17 protein-coding genes are annotated in these 20047 nt (G+C 30.1%); 1 reads left to right on the top strand and 16 read right to left on the bottom strand.

Going from position 1 to position 20047, the window contains the following annotated elements; genetic code table 11:
• Positions 1 to 29: 29 nt before the first annotated feature.
• From ilvA to B5F09_RS07815, 3 genes are all read right to left on the bottom strand, one after another.
• Positions 30 to 1232, bottom strand: a complete 1203-nt coding sequence (gene ilvA, locus B5F09_RS07825) for a threonine ammonia-lyase (protein WP_087300575.1) — start codon at positions 1230 to 1232, stop codon at positions 30 to 32.
• A gap of 144 nt (positions 1233 to 1376) precedes the next feature.
• Positions 1377 to 1556 (bottom strand): DUF4250 domain-containing protein, encoded by a 180-nt coding sequence (locus B5F09_RS07820; protein WP_087300577.1) that lies wholly within the window; start codon positions 1554 to 1556, stop codon positions 1377 to 1379.
• Entirely contained in the window at positions 1556 to 2383 is an 828-nt protein-coding gene (locus tag B5F09_RS07815) for a Cof-type HAD-IIB family hydrolase (protein ID WP_087373382.1), read from the bottom strand. The genes B5F09_RS07820 and B5F09_RS07815 overlap by 1 nt, the downstream gene beginning before the upstream one ends.
• A 460-nt stretch (positions 2384 to 2843) precedes the next feature.
• Between B5F09_RS07815 and asnB the strand changes: the two genes are divergently transcribed.
• Positions 2844 to 4430 carry an asparagine synthase B gene (asnB, locus tag B5F09_RS07810; RefSeq protein WP_087300581.1) on the top strand — a complete coding sequence of 529 codons (1587 nt, stop codon included), beginning with the start codon at positions 2844 to 2846 and terminating at the stop codon, positions 4428 to 4430.
• Positions 4431 to 4487: 57 nt separating this feature from the next.
• Here the strand turns inward: asnB and B5F09_RS07805 are convergent, their stop codons facing one another.
• From B5F09_RS07805 to adhE, 13 genes are all read right to left on the bottom strand, one after another.
• Entirely contained in the window at positions 4488 to 5678 is a 1191-nt protein-coding gene (locus B5F09_RS07805) for a diguanylate cyclase domain-containing protein (protein WP_087373381.1), read from the bottom strand.
• Positions 5679 to 5814: 136 nt separating this feature from the next.
• Positions 5815 to 6246, bottom strand: coding sequence for a DUF188 domain-containing protein (locus B5F09_RS07800; protein WP_087373379.1), 432 nt, complete (start codon positions 6244 to 6246; stop codon positions 5815 to 5817).
• Entirely contained in the window at positions 6234 to 6812 is a 579-nt protein-coding gene (locus tag B5F09_RS07795) for a rhomboid family intramembrane serine protease (protein ID WP_087300587.1), read from the bottom strand. Before B5F09_RS07795 ends, B5F09_RS07800 begins: the two co-directional genes overlap by 13 nt.
• A 2-nt stretch (positions 6813 to 6814) precedes the next feature.
• Positions 6815 to 7615, bottom strand: a complete 801-nt coding sequence (locus B5F09_RS07790; protein ID WP_239404285.1) for an immunoglobulin-like domain-containing protein — start codon at positions 7613 to 7615, stop codon at positions 6815 to 6817.
• Positions 7616 to 7977: 362 nt separating this feature from the next.
• A complete protein-coding gene (gene gltX / locus B5F09_RS07785) occupies positions 7978 to 9408 on the bottom strand; it encodes a glutamate--tRNA ligase (RefSeq protein WP_087300589.1) in 1431 nt (476 codons plus the stop codon).
• A 1-nt stretch (position 9409) separates the two neighbouring features.
• Positions 9410 to 9892: a 2-C-methyl-D-erythritol 2,4-cyclodiphosphate synthase gene (ispF, locus tag B5F09_RS07780; RefSeq protein ID WP_087300591.1), complete on the bottom strand. Its 483-nt coding sequence runs from the start codon at positions 9890 to 9892 to the stop codon at positions 9410 to 9412.
• 56 nt (positions 9893 to 9948) lie between these two features.
• Complete coding sequence (locus B5F09_RS07775; RefSeq protein WP_087300593.1) at positions 9949 to 10653, bottom strand: hypothetical protein; 705 nt, start codon at positions 10651 to 10653, stop codon at positions 9949 to 9951.
• Positions 10654 to 10725: 72 nt separating this feature from the next.
• Entirely contained in the window at positions 10726 to 11460 is a 735-nt protein-coding gene (locus B5F09_RS07770) for a hypothetical protein (RefSeq protein WP_087373377.1), read from the bottom strand.
• Complete coding sequence (locus tag B5F09_RS07765) at positions 11457 to 12239, bottom strand: MurR/RpiR family transcriptional regulator (protein WP_087373375.1); 783 nt, start codon at positions 12237 to 12239, stop codon at positions 11457 to 11459. The genes B5F09_RS07770 and B5F09_RS07765 overlap by 4 nt, the downstream gene beginning before the upstream one ends.
• A 127-nt stretch (positions 12240 to 12366) precedes the next feature.
• Complete coding sequence (locus tag B5F09_RS07760; RefSeq protein WP_087373373.1) at positions 12367 to 13869, bottom strand: prolyl oligopeptidase family serine peptidase; 1503 nt, start codon at positions 13867 to 13869, stop codon at positions 12367 to 12369.
• A gap of 111 nt (positions 13870 to 13980) precedes the next feature.
• Positions 13981 to 15585 carry a CTP synthase gene (locus B5F09_RS07755; protein WP_087373371.1) on the bottom strand — a complete coding sequence of 535 codons (1605 nt, stop codon included), beginning with the start codon at positions 15583 to 15585 and terminating at the stop codon, positions 13981 to 13983.
• A gap of 399 nt (positions 15586 to 15984) precedes the next feature.
• A complete protein-coding gene (locus B5F09_RS07750) occupies positions 15985 to 17244 on the bottom strand; it encodes an HdeD family acid-resistance protein (RefSeq protein WP_087373369.1) in 1260 nt (419 codons plus the stop codon).
• Between the two features lie 121 nt (positions 17245 to 17365).
• Entirely contained in the window at positions 17366 to 19999 is a 2634-nt protein-coding gene (gene adhE / locus B5F09_RS07745; RefSeq protein WP_087300599.1) for a bifunctional acetaldehyde-CoA/alcohol dehydrogenase, read from the bottom strand.
• Positions 20000 to 20047 lie beyond the last annotated feature (48 nt).

The following is a 20047-nucleotide window of genomic DNA, read 5'->3' as shown; positions in this document are numbered from 1 at the left end:
TTTAAAAAAATAAAAAGGACATGCGTCCTTTAATCGATTTTTGTAATTGTATATCCAAGTTTTGTAAACTCATCAATAATACTTTGAATATGAGCATGTCCATTAGTTTCGGCAGTAACTCGAAGTTCCACTTCAGAAAAACGAGCATAGTTTTTAAATTGATTATGATCAACACCAATAACATTAGCATTCATTCGTGCTAATACTTTAGAAATAATTTCTAATTGTCCTGGTTTATCTGCTAATTGAACAGAGAATGTAAAGATTCTACCACGAGATAACAATCCTTTATTAATCATTGAAGAAATAGTCAACACATCAATATTTCCACCGCTAATTAATGAAACAACTTTCTTACCTTTAACATCCAATTTTTTCAACCCAGCTAGCGCTAAAATTCCAGACCCCTCAGCAACAAGCTTATGTTTTTCAACTAATACTAAGAACGCTTCCATTAATTCATAATCATTAACTAAAACAATATCATCAACATATTCTTTAATGTATTTAAATGTTTTAGAACCGATTTGTTGTACTGCTGTACCATCAGCAATTGTATCTACTTCTTTTAATAAAACAACCTGATCTTCTTGAATAGCTGCTGAAGCACTAGCAGCCCCTTCAGGTTCAACCCCAATAATTTTAATATCTGGTTTAATCATTTTAGCAGCAGCAGCGATTCCTGAAATCAATCCCCCACCACCAATTGGTACTAATATCATATCAGTATCTGGTAATTCATCTAAAATTTCTAAAGCAATTGTTCCTTGTCCTTCCATGACATCTTCATCATCAAATGGATGAACAAAAGTATAACCTTCGCTTTCTTGCAATTCTACTGCTTTTGCGTAAGCATCATCATATACTTCACCAGCTAAAACTACTTCAGCTCCATGAGCTTTAGTGGCTTCAACTTTAATTAATGGTGTATGGCTTGGCATAACGATAGTTGCTTTAACTCCAAGTTTATTAGCAGCATAGGCAACTCCCTGAGCATGATTACCTGCTGAAGATGCAATTAGACCACGTTTTTTAGCTTCATCATCAAGTTTTACAATTTTATTATACGCACCTCTAATTTTAAAAGCGCCAGTTCGCTGTAAATTTTCCGGTTTGATATAGACATCATTGCCACATTCTTCTGAAAAAGCATCACTATGAATCAAATGAGTTTCTAAAATTACTTCATCAACCCGTTTTTTTGCAGCTTTAAAATCTTCTAATTTTAACATTTGGCTATTCCCCCTTAATAAACGTATTATAGCATTTATCATTAAAAAGTAAAAGAGAGTATTTTTTAGCAAAAATTTCATTTTAGAAAATAATAAAAACGAAGAAAATAATAATTCTTCGTCTTTTAACAACCACATATAATATTATTTAGCTTTTATCTGATTATTACTTTCATCATAATAAAAACCATTAGCTTCTAATTTATTCATTATTTCTTCACTATTTCCATCATTAATTTCAATCACTGTTTCTAATGACATATCATCATCTCTTAGTTTCATATTTAACATACTTACTAACATATTAATATCATTTGGCAACATTAAATTTCACCTCTTTCTACTAACTTATTTAAACAATCATAAATTCCTTCATCATCATTAGATAAAGTAATATAATTAGCACGCTGTTTAACTTCATCAACAGCATTTCCCATAGCAACACCTAATCCTGAAAATTCTATTAAGCTAAGATCATTATAACCATCACCAAAACTAATAATTTCTTCTGGTCTAATATTTAACGAATCAGCCAATACTTTTAACGATGCCGCTTTATCAATATTTTTAGCCATAACTTCAATAAAATACGCTGCTGAACGATAAATACTTAATGAATCTTTAAACGGCGCTTTAAACTCATCTTCAATTTTAGCTGCATATTCTGGTTTACCTGTCAATAATACTTTATTTACCGGATAATCAACAACCGCTTTGAAATCATCTACCTGTTTTAATGGCATATTATTTATTTTAGATTCAATTTGTACATATTGATCAGCACTATCTTCAGTAATAATTTCCTGATCAGTATATGTCATAACTGCCAAATTATATTTTTTAGCTCGATCATAAACTAAATGAGCAGTTGTGGCATCGAATATTTTTTGAAAAATAACTTCTTTAGTTTGATAATTAACAACTTTAGCTCCATTAAATGATAACAAATAACCACCAAAGTCATTTAATTGCAACTCATTAGCTTCTGCATATAAACCTGCAGTAGGTCGCCCTGATGCTAAAACTATTACAATTCCTTTTTTAGCAAGCTCAATTAAGATTTTTTTGGTTTTGGGCAAGATTATTCTTCCCGTAGCATCACTACTTTTTAATGTACCATCTAAATCTAACGCAATCATTTTATACTTCATTTTCATACCTCACTATTTTGCCACTAGTTTATGCTAAAACACCCATTATTGTCAATTGATTTATAATTATTATCATTTTTTGAAAATTTTTCTACTCTTTAATAAAAAATTTTATTTATATTAATTATTTTTTATTGCTTTTAATAATAAAATAGTATATACTAACTTCAATAAACAAAGGCATTGACGAGGAGAGTAGTTTTCTATCAAAACTAAAGCGAGTCAGGGATTGGTGCAAGCCTGATAGTGGAGTAGATTACCAAGAACACCTAAGAGCCGTCTACCGAAAGCTTTTGCAAGTAGGCTAGAACGTTACCAATGACGTTACCATTGGCGGGTATCGAGTACTCTATGAAGTATTTTCCGTACCATGTAACTAGGAAAAATATAGGTTATAAGGTACTCGCTACTTAGCGAGTTTTTATATTTATAACATTAATTTTTAAGGGGGAAATTAATTATGTGTGGATTTTTAGTTGTCGGTAGTAGCGATATCGAACTACAAGTTTTTAATGATGCACTAGACCAGGCGGCGTATCGCGGCCCTGATCATCAGCATGTAAGTGTTAACGAAGGAATCACTTGGGGATTTAATCGTTTATCAATTATGGACTTATCATCTAAAGGTAATCAACCTTTTGTTTATAAAGATTGTGTATTAGTATGTAATGGGGAAATATACAATTATCCAATCTTGAAAAAGGAATTAGAAAATGAATATACTTTTAAATCTGGTAGTGATTGTGAAGTTTTAATTCCTTTATATGATAAATACGGTATTGAGATTTTATGTAAATTTCTTGATGCTGAGTTTGCGATGGTTTTATATGATGTTAAAGAAAAAAAGATCATGGCTGCTCGTGATCCAATGGGGATTCGCCCTATGTTTTATGGTTATAGTAAAACAAGTGGTGATATTTGCTTTGCTTCAGAAGCTAAAAGCTTAATTTCATTATGTGATGATATTATGCCTTTTCCACCAGGTCATTATTATTTAGATGGTAAATTTATTTGTTTTAATGATTTAAGTGATCCTAAAACAATTAACACTGATGATTTGGATACTATTGCGATTAATTTAAAAACCAAACTAGAAAAAGCCGTTAAAAAAAGATTTATGTCTGATGCCCCAATTGGGTATTTATTAAGTGGCGGTTTAGATTCATCACTAGTATGTGCTATTGCAGCTCGTTTAAACAGCAGACCAATTAGAACCTTCGCTATTGGAATGGAAACTGATCCAATTGATTTGAAATACGCAAGACAAGTAGCTGATTTTTTAGGTACTGAACATACTGAGGTTGTTATGAGCAAAGAAGATATTCTAACCAATTTAAAAGAAGTTATCTTCCATTTAGAAACTTATGATATTACTACAATTAGAGCAAGTATGGGAATGTATCTTTTATGCAAATATATTCATGAACATACTGATATTAAAGTAATAATGACTGGTGAAGTAAGCGATGAACTATTTGGTTATAAGTATACTGATTTTGCACCTAATGCTTTCGAATTCCAAAATGAAGCTAAAAAAAGAATCAAAGAATTGTATATGTACGATGTTTTAAGAGCTGATCGTTGCATTTCTGCTCATGCTTTAGAAGGACGAGTACCTTTCGCGGATATTGATTTTGTCGATTATGCTATGAGCATTGATCCAGCTAAAAAAATGAATACTTATAATAAAGGAAAATATCTACTGCGCAAGGCTTTTAAAGACCAGGGATATTTACCAGATGAAATTTTATTTAGAGAAAAAGCGGCATTTTCTGATGCGGTAGGTCATTCTATGGTTGATTATCTTAAAGAATATGCTGAAAGTATTTATAGCGATGACGATGTTATTGCTGCTAAAAAGAAATATCCTTTTGCAACACCATTTACAAAAGAATCTTTGCTATATCGTGACATTTTTGAATCTTTTTATCCTAATCAAGCTAAATGGGTAAAAGATTTCTGGATGCCAAATAAAAACTGGGAAAACTGTGATGTAAACGACCCAAGTGCTCGAGTTTTAAAAAATTATGGTGATAGTGGTAAATAAACTTAATAATAAAACTTCTCTAGTTAAGATTACTTAGAGAAGTTTTATTTTGGTGTTTTAATTTTTGAAAAACATGACTTGATTTTTACCACTTTGCTTAACTTCATACAAAGCTTGATCAGCTTTTTGGAAAGCCTGATTAAAATCAATTGTATTATCCACAGCTGTTACTCCAACACTATATCCTAAACAAATTTTATTTCCCTTTAAGACCAATGTTTTTTTACTCATCTTTAAAAGCCGTTCTATTTTTTGAACAACTTTTTCTTTATCACAATTTAAAAATAAAATGACGAACTCATCCCCACCATAACGACAAACATAATCCTCACGTTCTAACAACAAAACAATTCTTGAGGCTGTTGCACAAATAACTTCATCACCAACATTGTGACCATAATTATCATTTATTGCTTTAAAATCATCAAGATCAACAATACAAAGATAACCATCTTTATTCTGATTAATTTGAAAATACTTTTTGTAATAGTATTCAAACATTAACCTGGTCGGAAACAATGTCAAACTATCACTATATTTCAACAAGTTTTTACTAACCTGCATATAATTAACACCTTTTTTATCTTTAGTAGTAATTGGAATTAAATAATTCTTATCATGACCAATAAATTCAAACTGACTGCGAAATCTTGTTTCATAATTAATAGTTTGTCCATGAATTACAGCATTAAAAATATCATCATAACTTTGCCCTAAAACATGACTACCAATTAATTCTTTAAATGTCTTAGCTTCTTGATTATAATAATCACAGTTTTGAGCTCGTTTATTTTTATAAATGATTTCACCTTGGGCATTACTAATTACTATTTTATTAGGAATACTATTTAAATAAAATTCTAATCGTTCGCGTTCATAATCCAGACTTTTCATTTCAGTAATATCCATAATAGTTACATACCAGCAATTATTATCACGATCATATTTAGCAGTATCATGAACCCAAAAAATTTCGCCATTTTTCTTTCTTAATCTAAATTCAAAATCCAAATCTTCTTTTTTAGAAATCTTTTCATCAATAGCAATTAATATTGCCGATACATCATCAACTACTAAATCAGCAAAACGATTATCAAAATTATCTTTAATCTCTTTAGCAGTATAACCAATCATTTTATAAAAGTAATCATTAGCATAGATTATTGTTGAATAGGGATCATTTTTACAATAAAGCACCCCTGAATGAATATGATCTAATACCTCTTTAAAATAAACATTGAAATCCATACCGATACTTTTCTCCTTATTACCATAATATTGCAATTATATAAGATATATTCTTTTATATCAATCAATGTGATAATTAATATTATTATTGTTAACTTAAAAGTTGTTATTATACAAAAAAGATGTATAAAATCATTTATACATCCAAGACTCTTTCTAATTGTTCTAAAAAATACTTTCGAACTTCACTATCTCTTTTTTTAGGCCCTTTCAAATGAACATTAGACCTTCTTTCTTTACTTGATAAATAACGTGACAATAACAATTCATCAATATTATCATTATCGATTATTTTTCCGGAAACATGCAAAACCTTAGCCTTTCTAGTCAATGCTAATGAAGCCAATCCATAATCTTGAGTAATAACAATATCATCTTCTTTAATATCATTAAATAACGCTAAATCAACATTATCTTTACCATTTTCACAAAAAACAGTAACAAAATAATCATCCAAAATATTATGACTATAATCAACATACACAATCATCTTTTGAGCTTTTTTGATTGCCACATCTTTTATTAAATCAAGATCTGGACAAGCATCACCATCAACTAAAATCGCCATGACATACACCAGATCAATAACATCATTGCTAAAAAGCCACCAATTAAACCACCTAAATGACCCGCTTTAGATACTTGACGATTCATAAGTGTAAAAGCTATATTTATAACAATTATATATAAGTACTGTTGTAACATATATTCAAAATATCCACCAACAAATAAACCTAAAGCAATCATCGCTCCTAAATAGCCATAAAAAATACCACTAGCTCCCAAAGTAACAGTGTTGTAGCTAGATACAGAATGCTTTCCTTGATAATAACAAGCCAAACTAGTAGCTATACAAGTTACTAAAATTAAATATAAATATTGACCTGTTCCTAAAATATATTCAAAAAAATGACCTAAATTATATATACAGTACACATTCATAAAAATATGCAAAATATCAATATGAACAAAATTGGCAGTTATAAACCGCCAATATTCCTTTTTTATTTCAATCCTTGGCATGTAAAATGCCCCATATTTAATTGCTAATGAAACTTTATCATCACTTTTATCAACAAAATTAATAATGATAAATATTATAATCGATATTATAATTATCGCATTTGTTATCAACTTTAATCACCTGACTTTTTTGATTTTAAAACTGTTACCTTTCTAGTTCTTTGTAACGTATTTCCTTTATCATTAGTAACCGAATAGATTACTTCATATTCTCCTTCTTCTTTGGTATCAACATTATTTTTTAGGATTTTTATTTTACTTGTAATATCATTGCCATTTCCATCTGTTGCAGTTACACCGTTTAATGGATCAAACAATGTATCTTTTAAAATCTCGACATCATCAATACCAGATAATGTTGGATTATTACCATTTTGACCAACAACTATTTTAACTCTTAATTGGGCTGATTCATTTCCAGCACTATCCTCGACAAAGATTTTTTCAACATAAGAACCTTTTTCACTAAAAATTTTATAAGTAGCGATTTCGCCATTTTTATCTTTAAAATATGCTGTATATTCAGAATTATCTTCGACTGTTTCAATTAAGTCAATTGCATAAACTTCAGTATTCAAAGCAACATTGAATGTTACTGCTTTTAAAGTAAATACCGGTTTAGTTGTATCAACAATTTCGATTTCAAAAGGATATTCAACACCCAAATATGTTGCAGCTACTTGATATCTTCCTATTTCATTTTTCAAATCTGAAAAATCCAATTCTACCTGTTTTAATATTTCTTCGTTAGCATTAACATAATCCTGTGGCAAATTAGAAATCTCACTTCCATATTCATAGACAAAAACATCACGTTTTATTGTCAAAGGAGAAACATCAAAAGCACAGGCAATCAGCATTGTATCAACGATGATAAAAAAAACTAAAATTGCGGCAACAATTCTATTTTTCACGTCATCATCATCTCCTTTTCCAATAAATTTGTTCACGGAATATATTAGTCTTTTTCAATACAAAAATCAATGATAATAATCAATAATTAAGAGTTTTTATATCTTATAATTTTTAATCATTATGCTCGATACATATCATACTTAATCTATATGAACTTTAGATTAAACCCTCTATATTTATTATACCATCTCACCAATATTAAATCGAATATTACGATTATTTATCTAAAAAAATATCCACATATACTCACTTTATAAACTATAGTATTTCCAAACATTTATGATTAAAAAATAATTTTTGGTTTTAAAAAAAATCCACCAGATCAATCTAGTGGATTTAATAAAATACAATTATTATATATTTATAAACGAGATAATACTTTTTCTTTTCCTAATAAACAAATTGAACTAGCTAAATCAGGACCATGCATAATTCCAGTAGTTGCAATTCTTAGTGGCATATATAACATTTTTCCACGCACTTTAGCTTCTTTTTGAGTTGCTTTGATACAAGCTTGAACATTTTCTTTAGTAAAATCTTCAACAGCTTCTAAATGTTTTTTAAATACTGCCAATGTATTAGGAATACTTTCATCTTTCATAAATTCTTTAGCTTCATCATCTAATACTAATTCATCATTAAAGAATAAATCAACTAATCCTACAATTTCTTTACCATATGACAATTGATCATGATAAGTAGCAATTAAATCATTGATCCATTGTTCACTTTTTGTTGATAGATCATATGCTTCTTCTAAATAAGGACGACATAAAGCTACTACATCTTCTAATGATCTTTCTTTAATATAACGGTTATTAACCCATGTTAATTTATTTTTATCAAACATTGAAGGTGATTTTGAAAGACGTTTTTCACTAAATTCTTTAATTAATTCTTCTTTAGTAAAAATTTCTTGTTCTCCTTCTGGTGACCATCCTAATAATGCCATGAAATTAAACATTGCATCTGGTAAATAACCTTCATCTTTATATTGAGAAACAAATTGCATGATACTTTCATCACGTTTTGATAATTTTTTTCTTTGTTCATTAACAATTAATGTCATATGTCCATAGATTGGTGGTTGCCAACCAAACATTTCATAAAGCATTAATTGTTTTGGAGTATTACTTAGATGTTCTTCACCTCTAAAAACATGTGTAATATCCATAGTATGATCATCAATAACTACTGCAAAATTGTATGTAGGAATACCATTTGCTTTAACAATTACCCAATCGCCAATATCATTTGATTCAAATGATACATGGCCACGAATCATATCTTCAAATTCATAAGTTTTATTTTCTGGTACTCTAAGTCTGATTGTATAAGGAATTCCAGCTGCTTCTTTTTCAGCCACTTCTTCAGCTGTTAAGTTACGACATTTTCCATTGTACATTGGCGCTTTTCCAGCAGCAACTTGACGTTCATGTTCAGCATCTAATTCTTCTGGTGTACAGAAACATTTATAAGCTAAACCACGCTGTAATAATTCGTTAGCATATTTACGATAAATATCCAAACGTTCCATTTGACGATATGGAGCATATTTTGGATTAGGATTTAAAGGTGATTCATCAGGAACAATTCCTAACCAAGCTAAATTATCTAACTGACTAGCTTCACCACCTTCAATATTTCTTTCAATATCAGTGTCTTCTAATCTAAAAATAAAATCTCCATCATAGTGTTTTGCAAATAAATAATTAAATAATGCAGTTCTTGCACCACCGATATGCAAATGTCCAGTTGGACTAGGAGCATATCTTACTCTTACTTTTTCCATCTTATATTCCTTTCTTTTTTAACATTACTACACATTGGCTGACAGCTCCTTCACTTTTACCGACAAAGCCTAATTTTTCACCACGAGTAGCTTTAATATTGATTCTATCTGGATCACATTTTAAAATCCGGCTAATGTTTGCTTTCATTGTTGGAATGTGAGGTGCCATCTTTGGTTTTTCAATCAAAATAAGGGCATCAAGATTACTGATTTCATAACCTCGCTCATCCATCATTTCATAGGTTTTTTCCATTAAAACAAGTGAACTAATTCCTTTATAACGTTCATCAGTATCACTAAAATGTTTACCAATATCGCCTAAGCCTAAAGCACCGATAATACTTTCAATTACGGCATGACTTAAAACATCGGCATCACTATGACCTAATAAGCCTAATTCTGATTCAATTTCAACGCCACCAATTATTAACTTTCGACCTGGTACTAATTGATGAATATCTGTTGATTGTCCAATTCGATACATATTCTCACTCCTTCACGCCATATTCTAACACAAAAAAGCCCCATATTCTAGGGGCTTTAATCTTCTATTGTTCTTTTGTTCTTTTTACGTTTATAATCTTCTTTACAAAATGATATTGTAGCAACGGCAGTAGCACCTGCCAAATCAAGCATTAAATCTTTCATCGTATCCGCTAGTGCTTCATGACCAACTAAAGGCTCATCGGTTGTTTTATATAACGTTCCACGTGTAGTTTTCATATATTGTTGATTGTTCGTTTTAAAAACATCATCTACTAAATATTCACCAATCTCCCATAAAGCACCTAATGATAGTGAAAATAAAACAACACTAATACAGATCCAAATATTTCCCATCGAAATATTCACATTATCTTTTTTTACAAAAAACTCTAATAAAACTATCCCAACATATGATAAAACAACGCCTGAAAATGCATGTAAAATCGAATCCCAGACCGGAATCTTGCCATAGAAATCAAAAACATCACCAAGAACAAAGCCACAAAAAGCAAATACCGTTAATGTCGTTTCTAATAATAATGGTATTTTTAACCCAATTCTTTCTTTTAACTGTTCAGGTAAAATTATTATTACCATCATTAACAATAATTGCCCAATAGTAAAAATTAACCGTCCTTTACGATCTGGATTTTTTCCAATAAACAAAAAGACAATCGCTGTTAATAACATTGCTGCTGTAAACAACGTAATTATTTTCTTTATTACTTTCAAACTTTTATCCGTATTTAACTTAAGCATAATATTGCCTCCAATATGCTATGTATTATACCAAAATCTATCAATAAGAATCAACCGATTATAATGATAAGCTTAAATATAGTCATAATTTAAACATAAACAGCTTAACGTATCTTCAAACAAACGTTCTAATCTTGCTTTTCGATAATATAAAGGTCCGTCAGTTTCTATTGATATTTGATAATCTACTAAACAAGTTTTGGAAAAATCAATTTCGCCTATAAAAACAACCTTACTTGGGCAGTCAAATTGAAAATATTTAATATCATTGTAATAGACTGTTCGGCTATTTAAAAAACTTTCAAAAGTCTCATGCAAACTTACGAAAATAACTAAATCATCATCTTTTAAATCATATTCTTTAAAAACAGTCTCTTCTTTCCCTAAATATATTGGAATTTCCATATCTATGCCTAAATGAATAAAGCCTTTTAAATACAAAATCAAACCAAAACAATTGCCATCACCTAAAATCAAGATTCGATTAGCCTCACTTATTAAATATGCTAGATTAATCACAGTAGAATCAAATTGTTTTTGAGAGGCATCTTTTTTTTGTTCTAAAGCTGTAAGTCCTTTGATACTCTCTAAAACAACGACTTCTTTAAACAAAGAAAATGTATTTACTCCTAGATTGTCTAAATACCTAATTAATGATGTTTTAGATACCCCTATTTCACGAACAAATCGATCAATAGTATATTTTTCAATATTTTTACCTAATCTCAACACACTTTTACAAATTTGATAATCAACACTACCGTATTTACTTGCTGATTGAATCATTAATATTTTACCTAAAATCATTTATCGCATTCCTTTTTATAATATAGATAATAGTATCTTGTTTTAATAACATCTAAATAAAATAATACAATATAATATGTTTCATAATACTCATTTTTCATGTTCAGCCGTAAAATATAATCAGCTGTTATTATTGAATTATTCTGAGTAATTAATAGTTTTTTATTTATCGAATTAGTAATATTTATTCTAGTAGACTCACCTAATACATTAACTATCCGTCCGGTTAAAGAAAAAAAACAAGTAAAATCATCAGTATTGGGAAAGATCGCTTTATCTTCATTTAATGAACTTCTAACTACTAATTTTCCTAACAAACGCATATCTATTTGAAAATCATGCGTTAAACTAACCATTGACTCTGATCCATACAATATAACTCGATTGCATTTTTTTATTTGATAACAAATATCATCGATTATTTTTATATCCAAAAATTCTTCTACTGATTTATAATTAGTTAAATTAATTAGTATATTTGAAGTTTTTATAATATTTTGCCAATTACAACGTGTAGTTAATTGTTCTAAACGAATTTGACACCATAGTGTAATATTTTTTTTTAAAGCATTATAATTGTTACAATTTAAATTTTGGTAAAATTTTTTAAACTGACTTGTACTTATATTTATCTTATCTAAAAATTCAGTTAATGTCATTTTTTCTATTTCATCACAATATTCAAATAGTTTATAAGCTATATAGCGATCATTACTAGAAATATTAAAATTATTTGCAATATCTAAAACATTATCCAAAATCGTCATTGTATATATCATATTTATTCACCTCAATTAATTGATATTATAATTACTTTAAATAATATTATATCACACTTATTTTTTATAACCATAGTAAAAGGTGCTACAAGCCAGCACCTTTTTGCATCGATTTTTTGATATTATTTTATTCAAATCTTTTTCTTGTTGATAAATAACCACCTAATATAGCTAATCCTGCTAAGCATACAAATATTTCAGAATTACTTGAATCACCAGTTTTTACAGCTGTTGCTTTTTGATCTACTGGTTGATTTTGATCAGCTGGTACATCGACTACTGGCGTTTCTGGAACAGTTGGAGTTTCTGGAACTTCAGTTACTTCTTTAGATTGTTTAAATAACCAGTTCATTGGACTACCTTCTTCATTATGATTCAACACTTTTACCCATGACCAGTGTAATATTTGTGGTGCAATCCCATCTTCAGCCATTTCACTATCGCTCCATACTGTTAAATGATTATTTTTTGCACCTAAATTATTTAATGCTTCATACATTGCTTTAGAACTTGTAACAGAACAAGTTGTATCATTTTCAGCATGAGTGAAATATATTGGTAAATTAATTAAAGATTGTGTATCAACTGCTTTTTCAACCATTTGTCCTTGTGATTCATCCCAAGTATAGACATTTCCTTGAAAAGCGTTTTCAAAATTAGCAACTATTTGTTCATATGAATCTTGATAATTGTAATGTACCCAAACAATTGGATCCATTGAACAACATGCTATAGCCCCAGCAAAAAGTTCAGGATATTGCATAGCAAATCTCATTGTTGCTCCACCACCACTAGATGCACCAGTTACATAAACACGATTAGCATCTACATAACCATCGTTTATTAATTGTTTAATCAAATCAGCTTGTAAAGCGTTATTTTGATCAATTAATTTCTTTTTAGATTCATCAAAGGCAGCTCCATAGCTATAATTTTCATTAGAAATTTGCACTTCTAATACTGCTGTTTCATAACCTGCTTCTACCCATGCAGTAAGTCCACGGTTAGCAACTAATGTATTTTCTATTTCACCAGCATATTCACCACCACCATGGTTCCAAACTACTAATGGTACATCTGTTTTATAGCTACCGTTACTATTTTTTGGTAAGTATAAAGCATATTCTCTTGTTAGACCGGCATATGTATATTCGCCTCTAATTACATTATCCAATGTTCTTGTTTTTAATTCAGTTACATTATCCTTATTGAAGCTTAATTCCGGATATTTTTCACAAGTAATTTGCCATGGATTTTTTGTAAAATCGGCATTATATTTCCCAGTATAATCGAATGATTTTACATTCATTACAATAGTATTATCTTCAATGGCAATACTAATACCATCATCAACATAGTCAGTTACCATTTCTCCTGTTGTTAAATCATAAGGAATAGAACTAACATTATTAGTAATATCAAAATCATCTGCTGTTAAATCAGCAATCAAACTAGCATCATTAACCTCAATTTCAAAAGAACTCACTTCTCTTTGACCATCGCCTACAAAAGTATTAGCTACAATTGATTGTACTTCTAAGCCAGTTGTTGCACTAACACTACCAAAACTTAATCCTAATGTCATTGATAAAGTAATGGCTGTCAAAAATAATTTTTTTAACTTTTTCATTTTTCTCCTCCTAACTCCTATCCACATTTTAAATGTAACCGGATACAATTAAAAGATAAAAAAAAAGACACTTAGTTCCATATTATGGTACTAAATGTCTAAAAATATTATTTATTGTTCGTATTTTCTTTTATGAGCCGCAGTTATCAACCCTTGAAATAATGGTTGTGAACGATTAGGACGACTAGTAAATTCAGGATGGAATTGACAAGCAACGAAATATGGATGCTCTTCAATTTCAATAATTTCAACTAAATTACGTTCTGGATTCACTCCCGAAATAATCAAACCATTATCAATAAGCACTTGACGATATTCATTATTAAACTCATAACGATGACGGTGCCGTTCTTCAATAATTTCTTTACCATACAATTTATGTGCTTTAGTTCCTTTTGTTAATTCACAACGATAATTACCTAGTCTTTGTGTACCTCCCATATCCATTAATGATTGATCAGACATTAATGTAATAATTGGTGTTTTACAGATTTCATCAAACTCAATTGAGTTAGCATCTTTTAAACCACAGACATTACGCGCAAATTCAATAGTTGCCAGTTGCATTCCTAAGCAAATCCCAAAAAATGGCAGCTTATTTACCCTAGCATATTCTATCGCAATGATCATTCCTTCTATACCTCGGTTACCAAATCCACCTGGCACGATCATTCCATCAGCATTCTTTAATTTTTCAGCAACATTATCTCTAGTTATTTCTTCAGAATCAACAAACTCAATATTAATAACACTATTTTCATAATATCCTGCATGTCTTAAGGCTTCATTTACTGATAAATATGCATCTGGTAATTGAGTATATTTACCTACTAATGCAATTGTAATTTCATCATTCAGTCCTTTTACTCGCTCAATTAACTGTTGCCATTCACTCATATTAGCTTTAGGTACTTCAATTTGTAAATGTTTTAAAACTAAATCATCCATTTTTTGATCCAATAACATCATTGGTAACTCATATAATACATCAACATCATAATTAGAAATTACGTTTTGAGTTGGTACATTACAGAATAAAGAAATCTTATCTTTTAATTCTTTATCTATATGCTTTTCACTACGACAAACTATGAAATCCGGTTGAATTCCTAGTCCTCGTAATTCTTTAACACTGTGTTGAGTTGGTTTAGTTTTAACTTCATGACTAGCACCAATATATGGTAATAAAGTAGTATGAATATACAATGTATTTTCATATCCTAAATCTAAACGCACTTGTCTAATTGCTTCAATAAACGGCAAACTTTCAATATCTCCAGTTGTTCCACCGATTTCAGTAATTACAATGTCAGCATTAGAACTAGATGCTGCAGCATAAATTTTAGCTTTTATTTCATTAGTAATATGTGGTACAACTTGAACAGTTGCTCCTAAATAATCACCACGACGTTCTTTAGAAATTACATCACTATAAATTCTTCCAGTAGTAATAGATGAATTACGATTTAATTGTTCATCGATAAATCTTTCATAATGTCCTAAATCTAAATCTGTTTCAGCACCATCACTAGTAACATATACTTCTCCATGTTGGTATGGTGACATAGTTCCTGGGTCTACATTAATATAAGGATCCAATTTTTGCATAAATACTTTTAATCCACGTTGTTTTAAAATTCTTCCTAATGATGCTGCTGTTAGTCCTTTTCCTAAACCAGATACAACACCACCGGTTACAAATATATACTTTGTCATAACTTATTCTCCTTCTATTACAAAATAAAAATGCCTTCCTAAGGAAGACATGCAGGTGCCCTTTTATATTCTAGCAAATTTTTATTATCTAAGCAAGAATTTTTTATTATATACTAATAAAATAAAAAGGAAACTTGGGGAGAGTTTCCTTTACTGTATAGGTCATTACTTGGGGAAGAAGGGGGTGACCTATACATATATATTATTATCTTGTCTTGACGACATTTGATAATATACAAAAGAATTATGAACATAATATGAACTAATGTCAAAAATGTATAAAAAAAGGAACATTTTTCATGTTCCTAATTTGCATAGATGATTAATATGGGAGAGGGGTCATCTATGCAGTATTATTGTCATATTTTGACATGAGTATAATACACCAAATATTATGTATTATTTTTGAAAAAAAGTCAATCTGTTATAAACGTTTTTCGAAACAACTACTCCATTAACACGTTGATACTCTTTTTCAAGATAATTTTGATACGTTCCTGGTGATATTATTCCATTTAAATCAATAATATCTAAACCCCCTTTTCCAACAACACGCTCTGCTAATTTTACACAATTCGAACCTAAAACAAAGTAAGTTTTAAATTTCCCTTTTTTAAATTTATAAAAAAATGCATTTGTAACTAAAAACAATTTGCTTGCATAATCCTTACAATCATTTTTATTATAATAACTACGTGGAAACCATCGATAAGTATCAACCATTAATTTATTTATCTCATTTTTTACACTAACTAATTGTTTAGCTGTTAAACTCAAACCATATGCAAAGATTGTTTGTCGATAGTTTTGAATACAAAAATTCAAATAACGATCACGATCAGCAACAAATAAAACACCATCACCTATGGCTTCAAACATTCTTATTGAATCATGATCGTAATTTCCATAGGAGATAACTTTTTCATCGATGCAAACATCACAGTGTCCTACAGTTCCAAAACCATCAGCACTTACATGAATAAAAATTTCAATATTATATACTTCTTTAGGATCTAGAAAATGTTCTTTGGGTTCTATTTGTAGACGCTCATTTATATAATCCATCATTACCTTTGGAATTAAAGCCGATATCAACAAAGGAATAGGTATTCTAATCCTTCTTTTTAAACTATCCTTTTTTTGTTGAGGAATCGCAATAAATATACCATCAATAATATAATTGATTCCTAGCAGCAATCCATATGCACCAATAAAAATCATCATATTTCTAACATTAGCATATTGTCCAATTAAAAGAGCCAATCCATAAATAATTAATAATAAAGCACCACATAAAACTGGAAAACGATAACTCACACGGTCTTTTTTATAATTCAAATAAGAAATTAAAGTGATTATTCCATTACATGTTATATAAAAAGCAAAGATAATCAAAACAAGCCTAATTGGAATAGCAGTATATCCAATGATAAAAATACCAGCAATAATATTTAAAATGACACTTATTAACGACCCTTTAAAATGCTTACGATAATAATTACTAAGCTCATGAAGACCGTTAACAATCAATATCCAACCCAAAAGATCAAAAACACGCATTAAAAAATTTTCCTGGTAAATTAAAGCTAATAGTGAAAGAACTATTAAAACTACGCCCAAGATACAATAAAAAATAGAGCTGTAGATATTGCGTCGCATATTATCACCTCTTCACTTATATAATACTATTATATTATTGATATAAAAAGAAATAACAAAGACTAATTCAAAAAAAAGAGATAGTGCGTACACTATCTCAAAAAATACTATTTTTTAATAATTATTTTTTTGCATATTTGTTTTCATAATCCCAAGATACTCTTAAGATTTCTTCCATATCTTTAACCATAGGCATTCTAGGGTTTGCAGGAGTACATTGATCTTCATAAGCATTCATTGCAATTCTATGAATAGCTTCGTCCCAATCTTTCTTATCAATTCCTTGAGATTTGAAGTTAGAAGCTAAATGAACTTTTGCCATTAATTCTTCTACAGCATTAGCAAACATTTCAACCCCTTCAGCAGGTGTCTTTGGTTTTAAACCAATTAATTGAGCTAATTCCATATATTTAACGTCTGCTTTATAGTTTTCAATTTTTGGCCAAATGTTTAATTTAGTAGGAATAGAACCATTATATCTAATTACATGTGGTAATAAGATACCATTAGTACGACCATGAGGCACATGGAATTCTCCACCAATCTTATGAGCTAATGAGTGGTTCATACCTAAGAACGCATTAGCAAATGCCATACCTGCAATTGTTGCAGCATTGTGCATTTTTTCTCTTGCAAGAGGTGTACCTTTATTTACAGATTCTTCTAAGTAATCAAATACTAATTTAACTGCTTGTTTAGCCCATCCATCAGTAAAGTCTGATGCTAAGATAGAAACATAAGCTTCCATTGCATGAGTTAATACGTCAATACCAGTATCTGCAGCGATTGAAGCAGGTAAACTCATAACGAATTCAGGGTCTACGATAGCTACAGTTGGTGTTAAAGCGTAGTCAGTTAATGGATATTTTTTATTTGCTCTCTTATCAGTAATAACGGCAAATGGAGTAACTTCTGAACCAGTTCCTGAAGTTGTTGGGATACAGATTAATTTAGCTTTTTTACCTAATTCAGGGAATTTGAAAGCACGTTTTCTGATATCCATGAATTTTTGTTTGATATCATCGAAGCATACTTCTGGATGTTCATACATTAACCACATAACTTTTGCAGCATCCATTGGAGATCCACCACCGATAGCAATAATTGTATCAGGTTCGAATTTTCTCATTAATTCAACTCCAGCTTCAACTGTGTCAAGACTTGGATCTGGTTCAACATCGAAGAATAATTCGATATCAACTTTATTTCTTCTTCTTCTGATTACATCTTCAATTTTTTCTACATAACCAAGATTATACATACCTCTGTCTGTAATAATCATGGCTTTTTCCATTTCTTTCATGTCTCTTAAATATTTAATCGAATTTTTTTCGAAATAAATTTTTGGAGGAAGTTTAACCCATTGCATATTGTTATTACGTCTCCCTATTCTCTTAATATTGATTAAGTTAACAGCACTTACGTTGTTAGATACAGAGTTATGTCCATAAGAACCGCAACCTAATGTTAATGATGGAATGAATGCATTATAAACTGAACCGATTCCACCGAATGTAGATGGTGCATTTTCAATGATACGGATAGCTTTACATGCATGTCCAAAACGTTTAGAAATTTCATGATCTTCTGTATGAATTGCAGCAGAGTGTCCTAAACCGTTGAATTCAACCATTGCTGCTGATTTAGCAATACCATCATCAGTATTTTCAGCTTTTAATACAGCTAATACAGGAGATAATTTTTCTCTTGTTAATGGTTCATTTGGTCCTACTTCGCTACATTCAGCTAAAAGGATTTGAGTGTCTGCAGGAACTTTGATTCCAGCTTGTTCAGCGATCCAAGTTGCTGGTTTACCTACAACTGCAGGTAAGACACCTTTGTTTTTATCTGGGAACATATAGTTTTCTAATTTTGCTTTTTCTTCAGCATTTACCCAGTATACTTTAAAACGACTAATTTCTTTTTTGAATTCTTCATAGATTTCTTTATCAACAATAGCAGCTTGTTCAGAAGCACAAATCATACCATTGTCGAATGATTTTGATAATACGATATCATTTACTGCTCTTGGTAAAATACAAGTTTTTTCTACATATGCAGGAACGTTACCAGCACCTACACCTAATGCAGGTTTACCACAAGAGTAAGCTGCAGCAACCATTGCATTACCACCAGTTGCTAAGATAGTAGCAACACCAGGATGTTTCATTAATGCTGTAGTTGCATACATTGATTTAGTTTCCAACCATTGGATACAATCTTCTGGAGCACCAGCTGCTACTGCTGCATCACGCATAATTACTGCTGCCATAATTGAACATGCAGTTGCACTTGGATGGAATGAGAAAATGATTGGATTTCTTGTTTTTAAACAGATTAATGATTTAAAGATTGTAGTTGATGTTGGGTTAGTTGTTGGAACGATACCACAAACAACACCTACAGGTTCAGCAATTTCAGTAATTCCTAAAAGTGGATCTTCGTTAATAATACCAACCGTTTTTAAATGACGTAAGTTGTTAGTTACGTATTCGCAAGCGAATAAGTTTTTAACGGCTTTATCTTCAAATACCCCACGTCCAGTTTCATTTACTGCGGCTTCTGCTAAAGTACCGTGAGCATCAAGACCTGCTACTGAACATTTAGCTACGATGTAGTCTACTTGTTCTTGAGTAAAGTCTTCAAATTTTGATAAAGCTACTTGAGCTTTTGAAACCAGTTGATCGACATAAGCATCGATTTCTTCATTTGTCATTTCTGCTGGTTTGTTGTTAACAGCTTTCTTTTCTGCCATTATTTCTTCCTCCGATTCATTGTGAAATATTTAATTTGTTTCCACCGT

It is taken from the genome of Erysipelatoclostridium sp. An173 (genome assembly GCF_002160495.1).
Lineage (GTDB): Bacteria > Bacillota_I > Bacilli_A > Erysipelotrichales > Coprobacillaceae > Thomasclavelia > Thomasclavelia merdavium.
The sequence above is the reverse complement of the archived record's forward strand: the minus strand, read 5'-3'. Positions and strand labels throughout refer to the sequence as shown.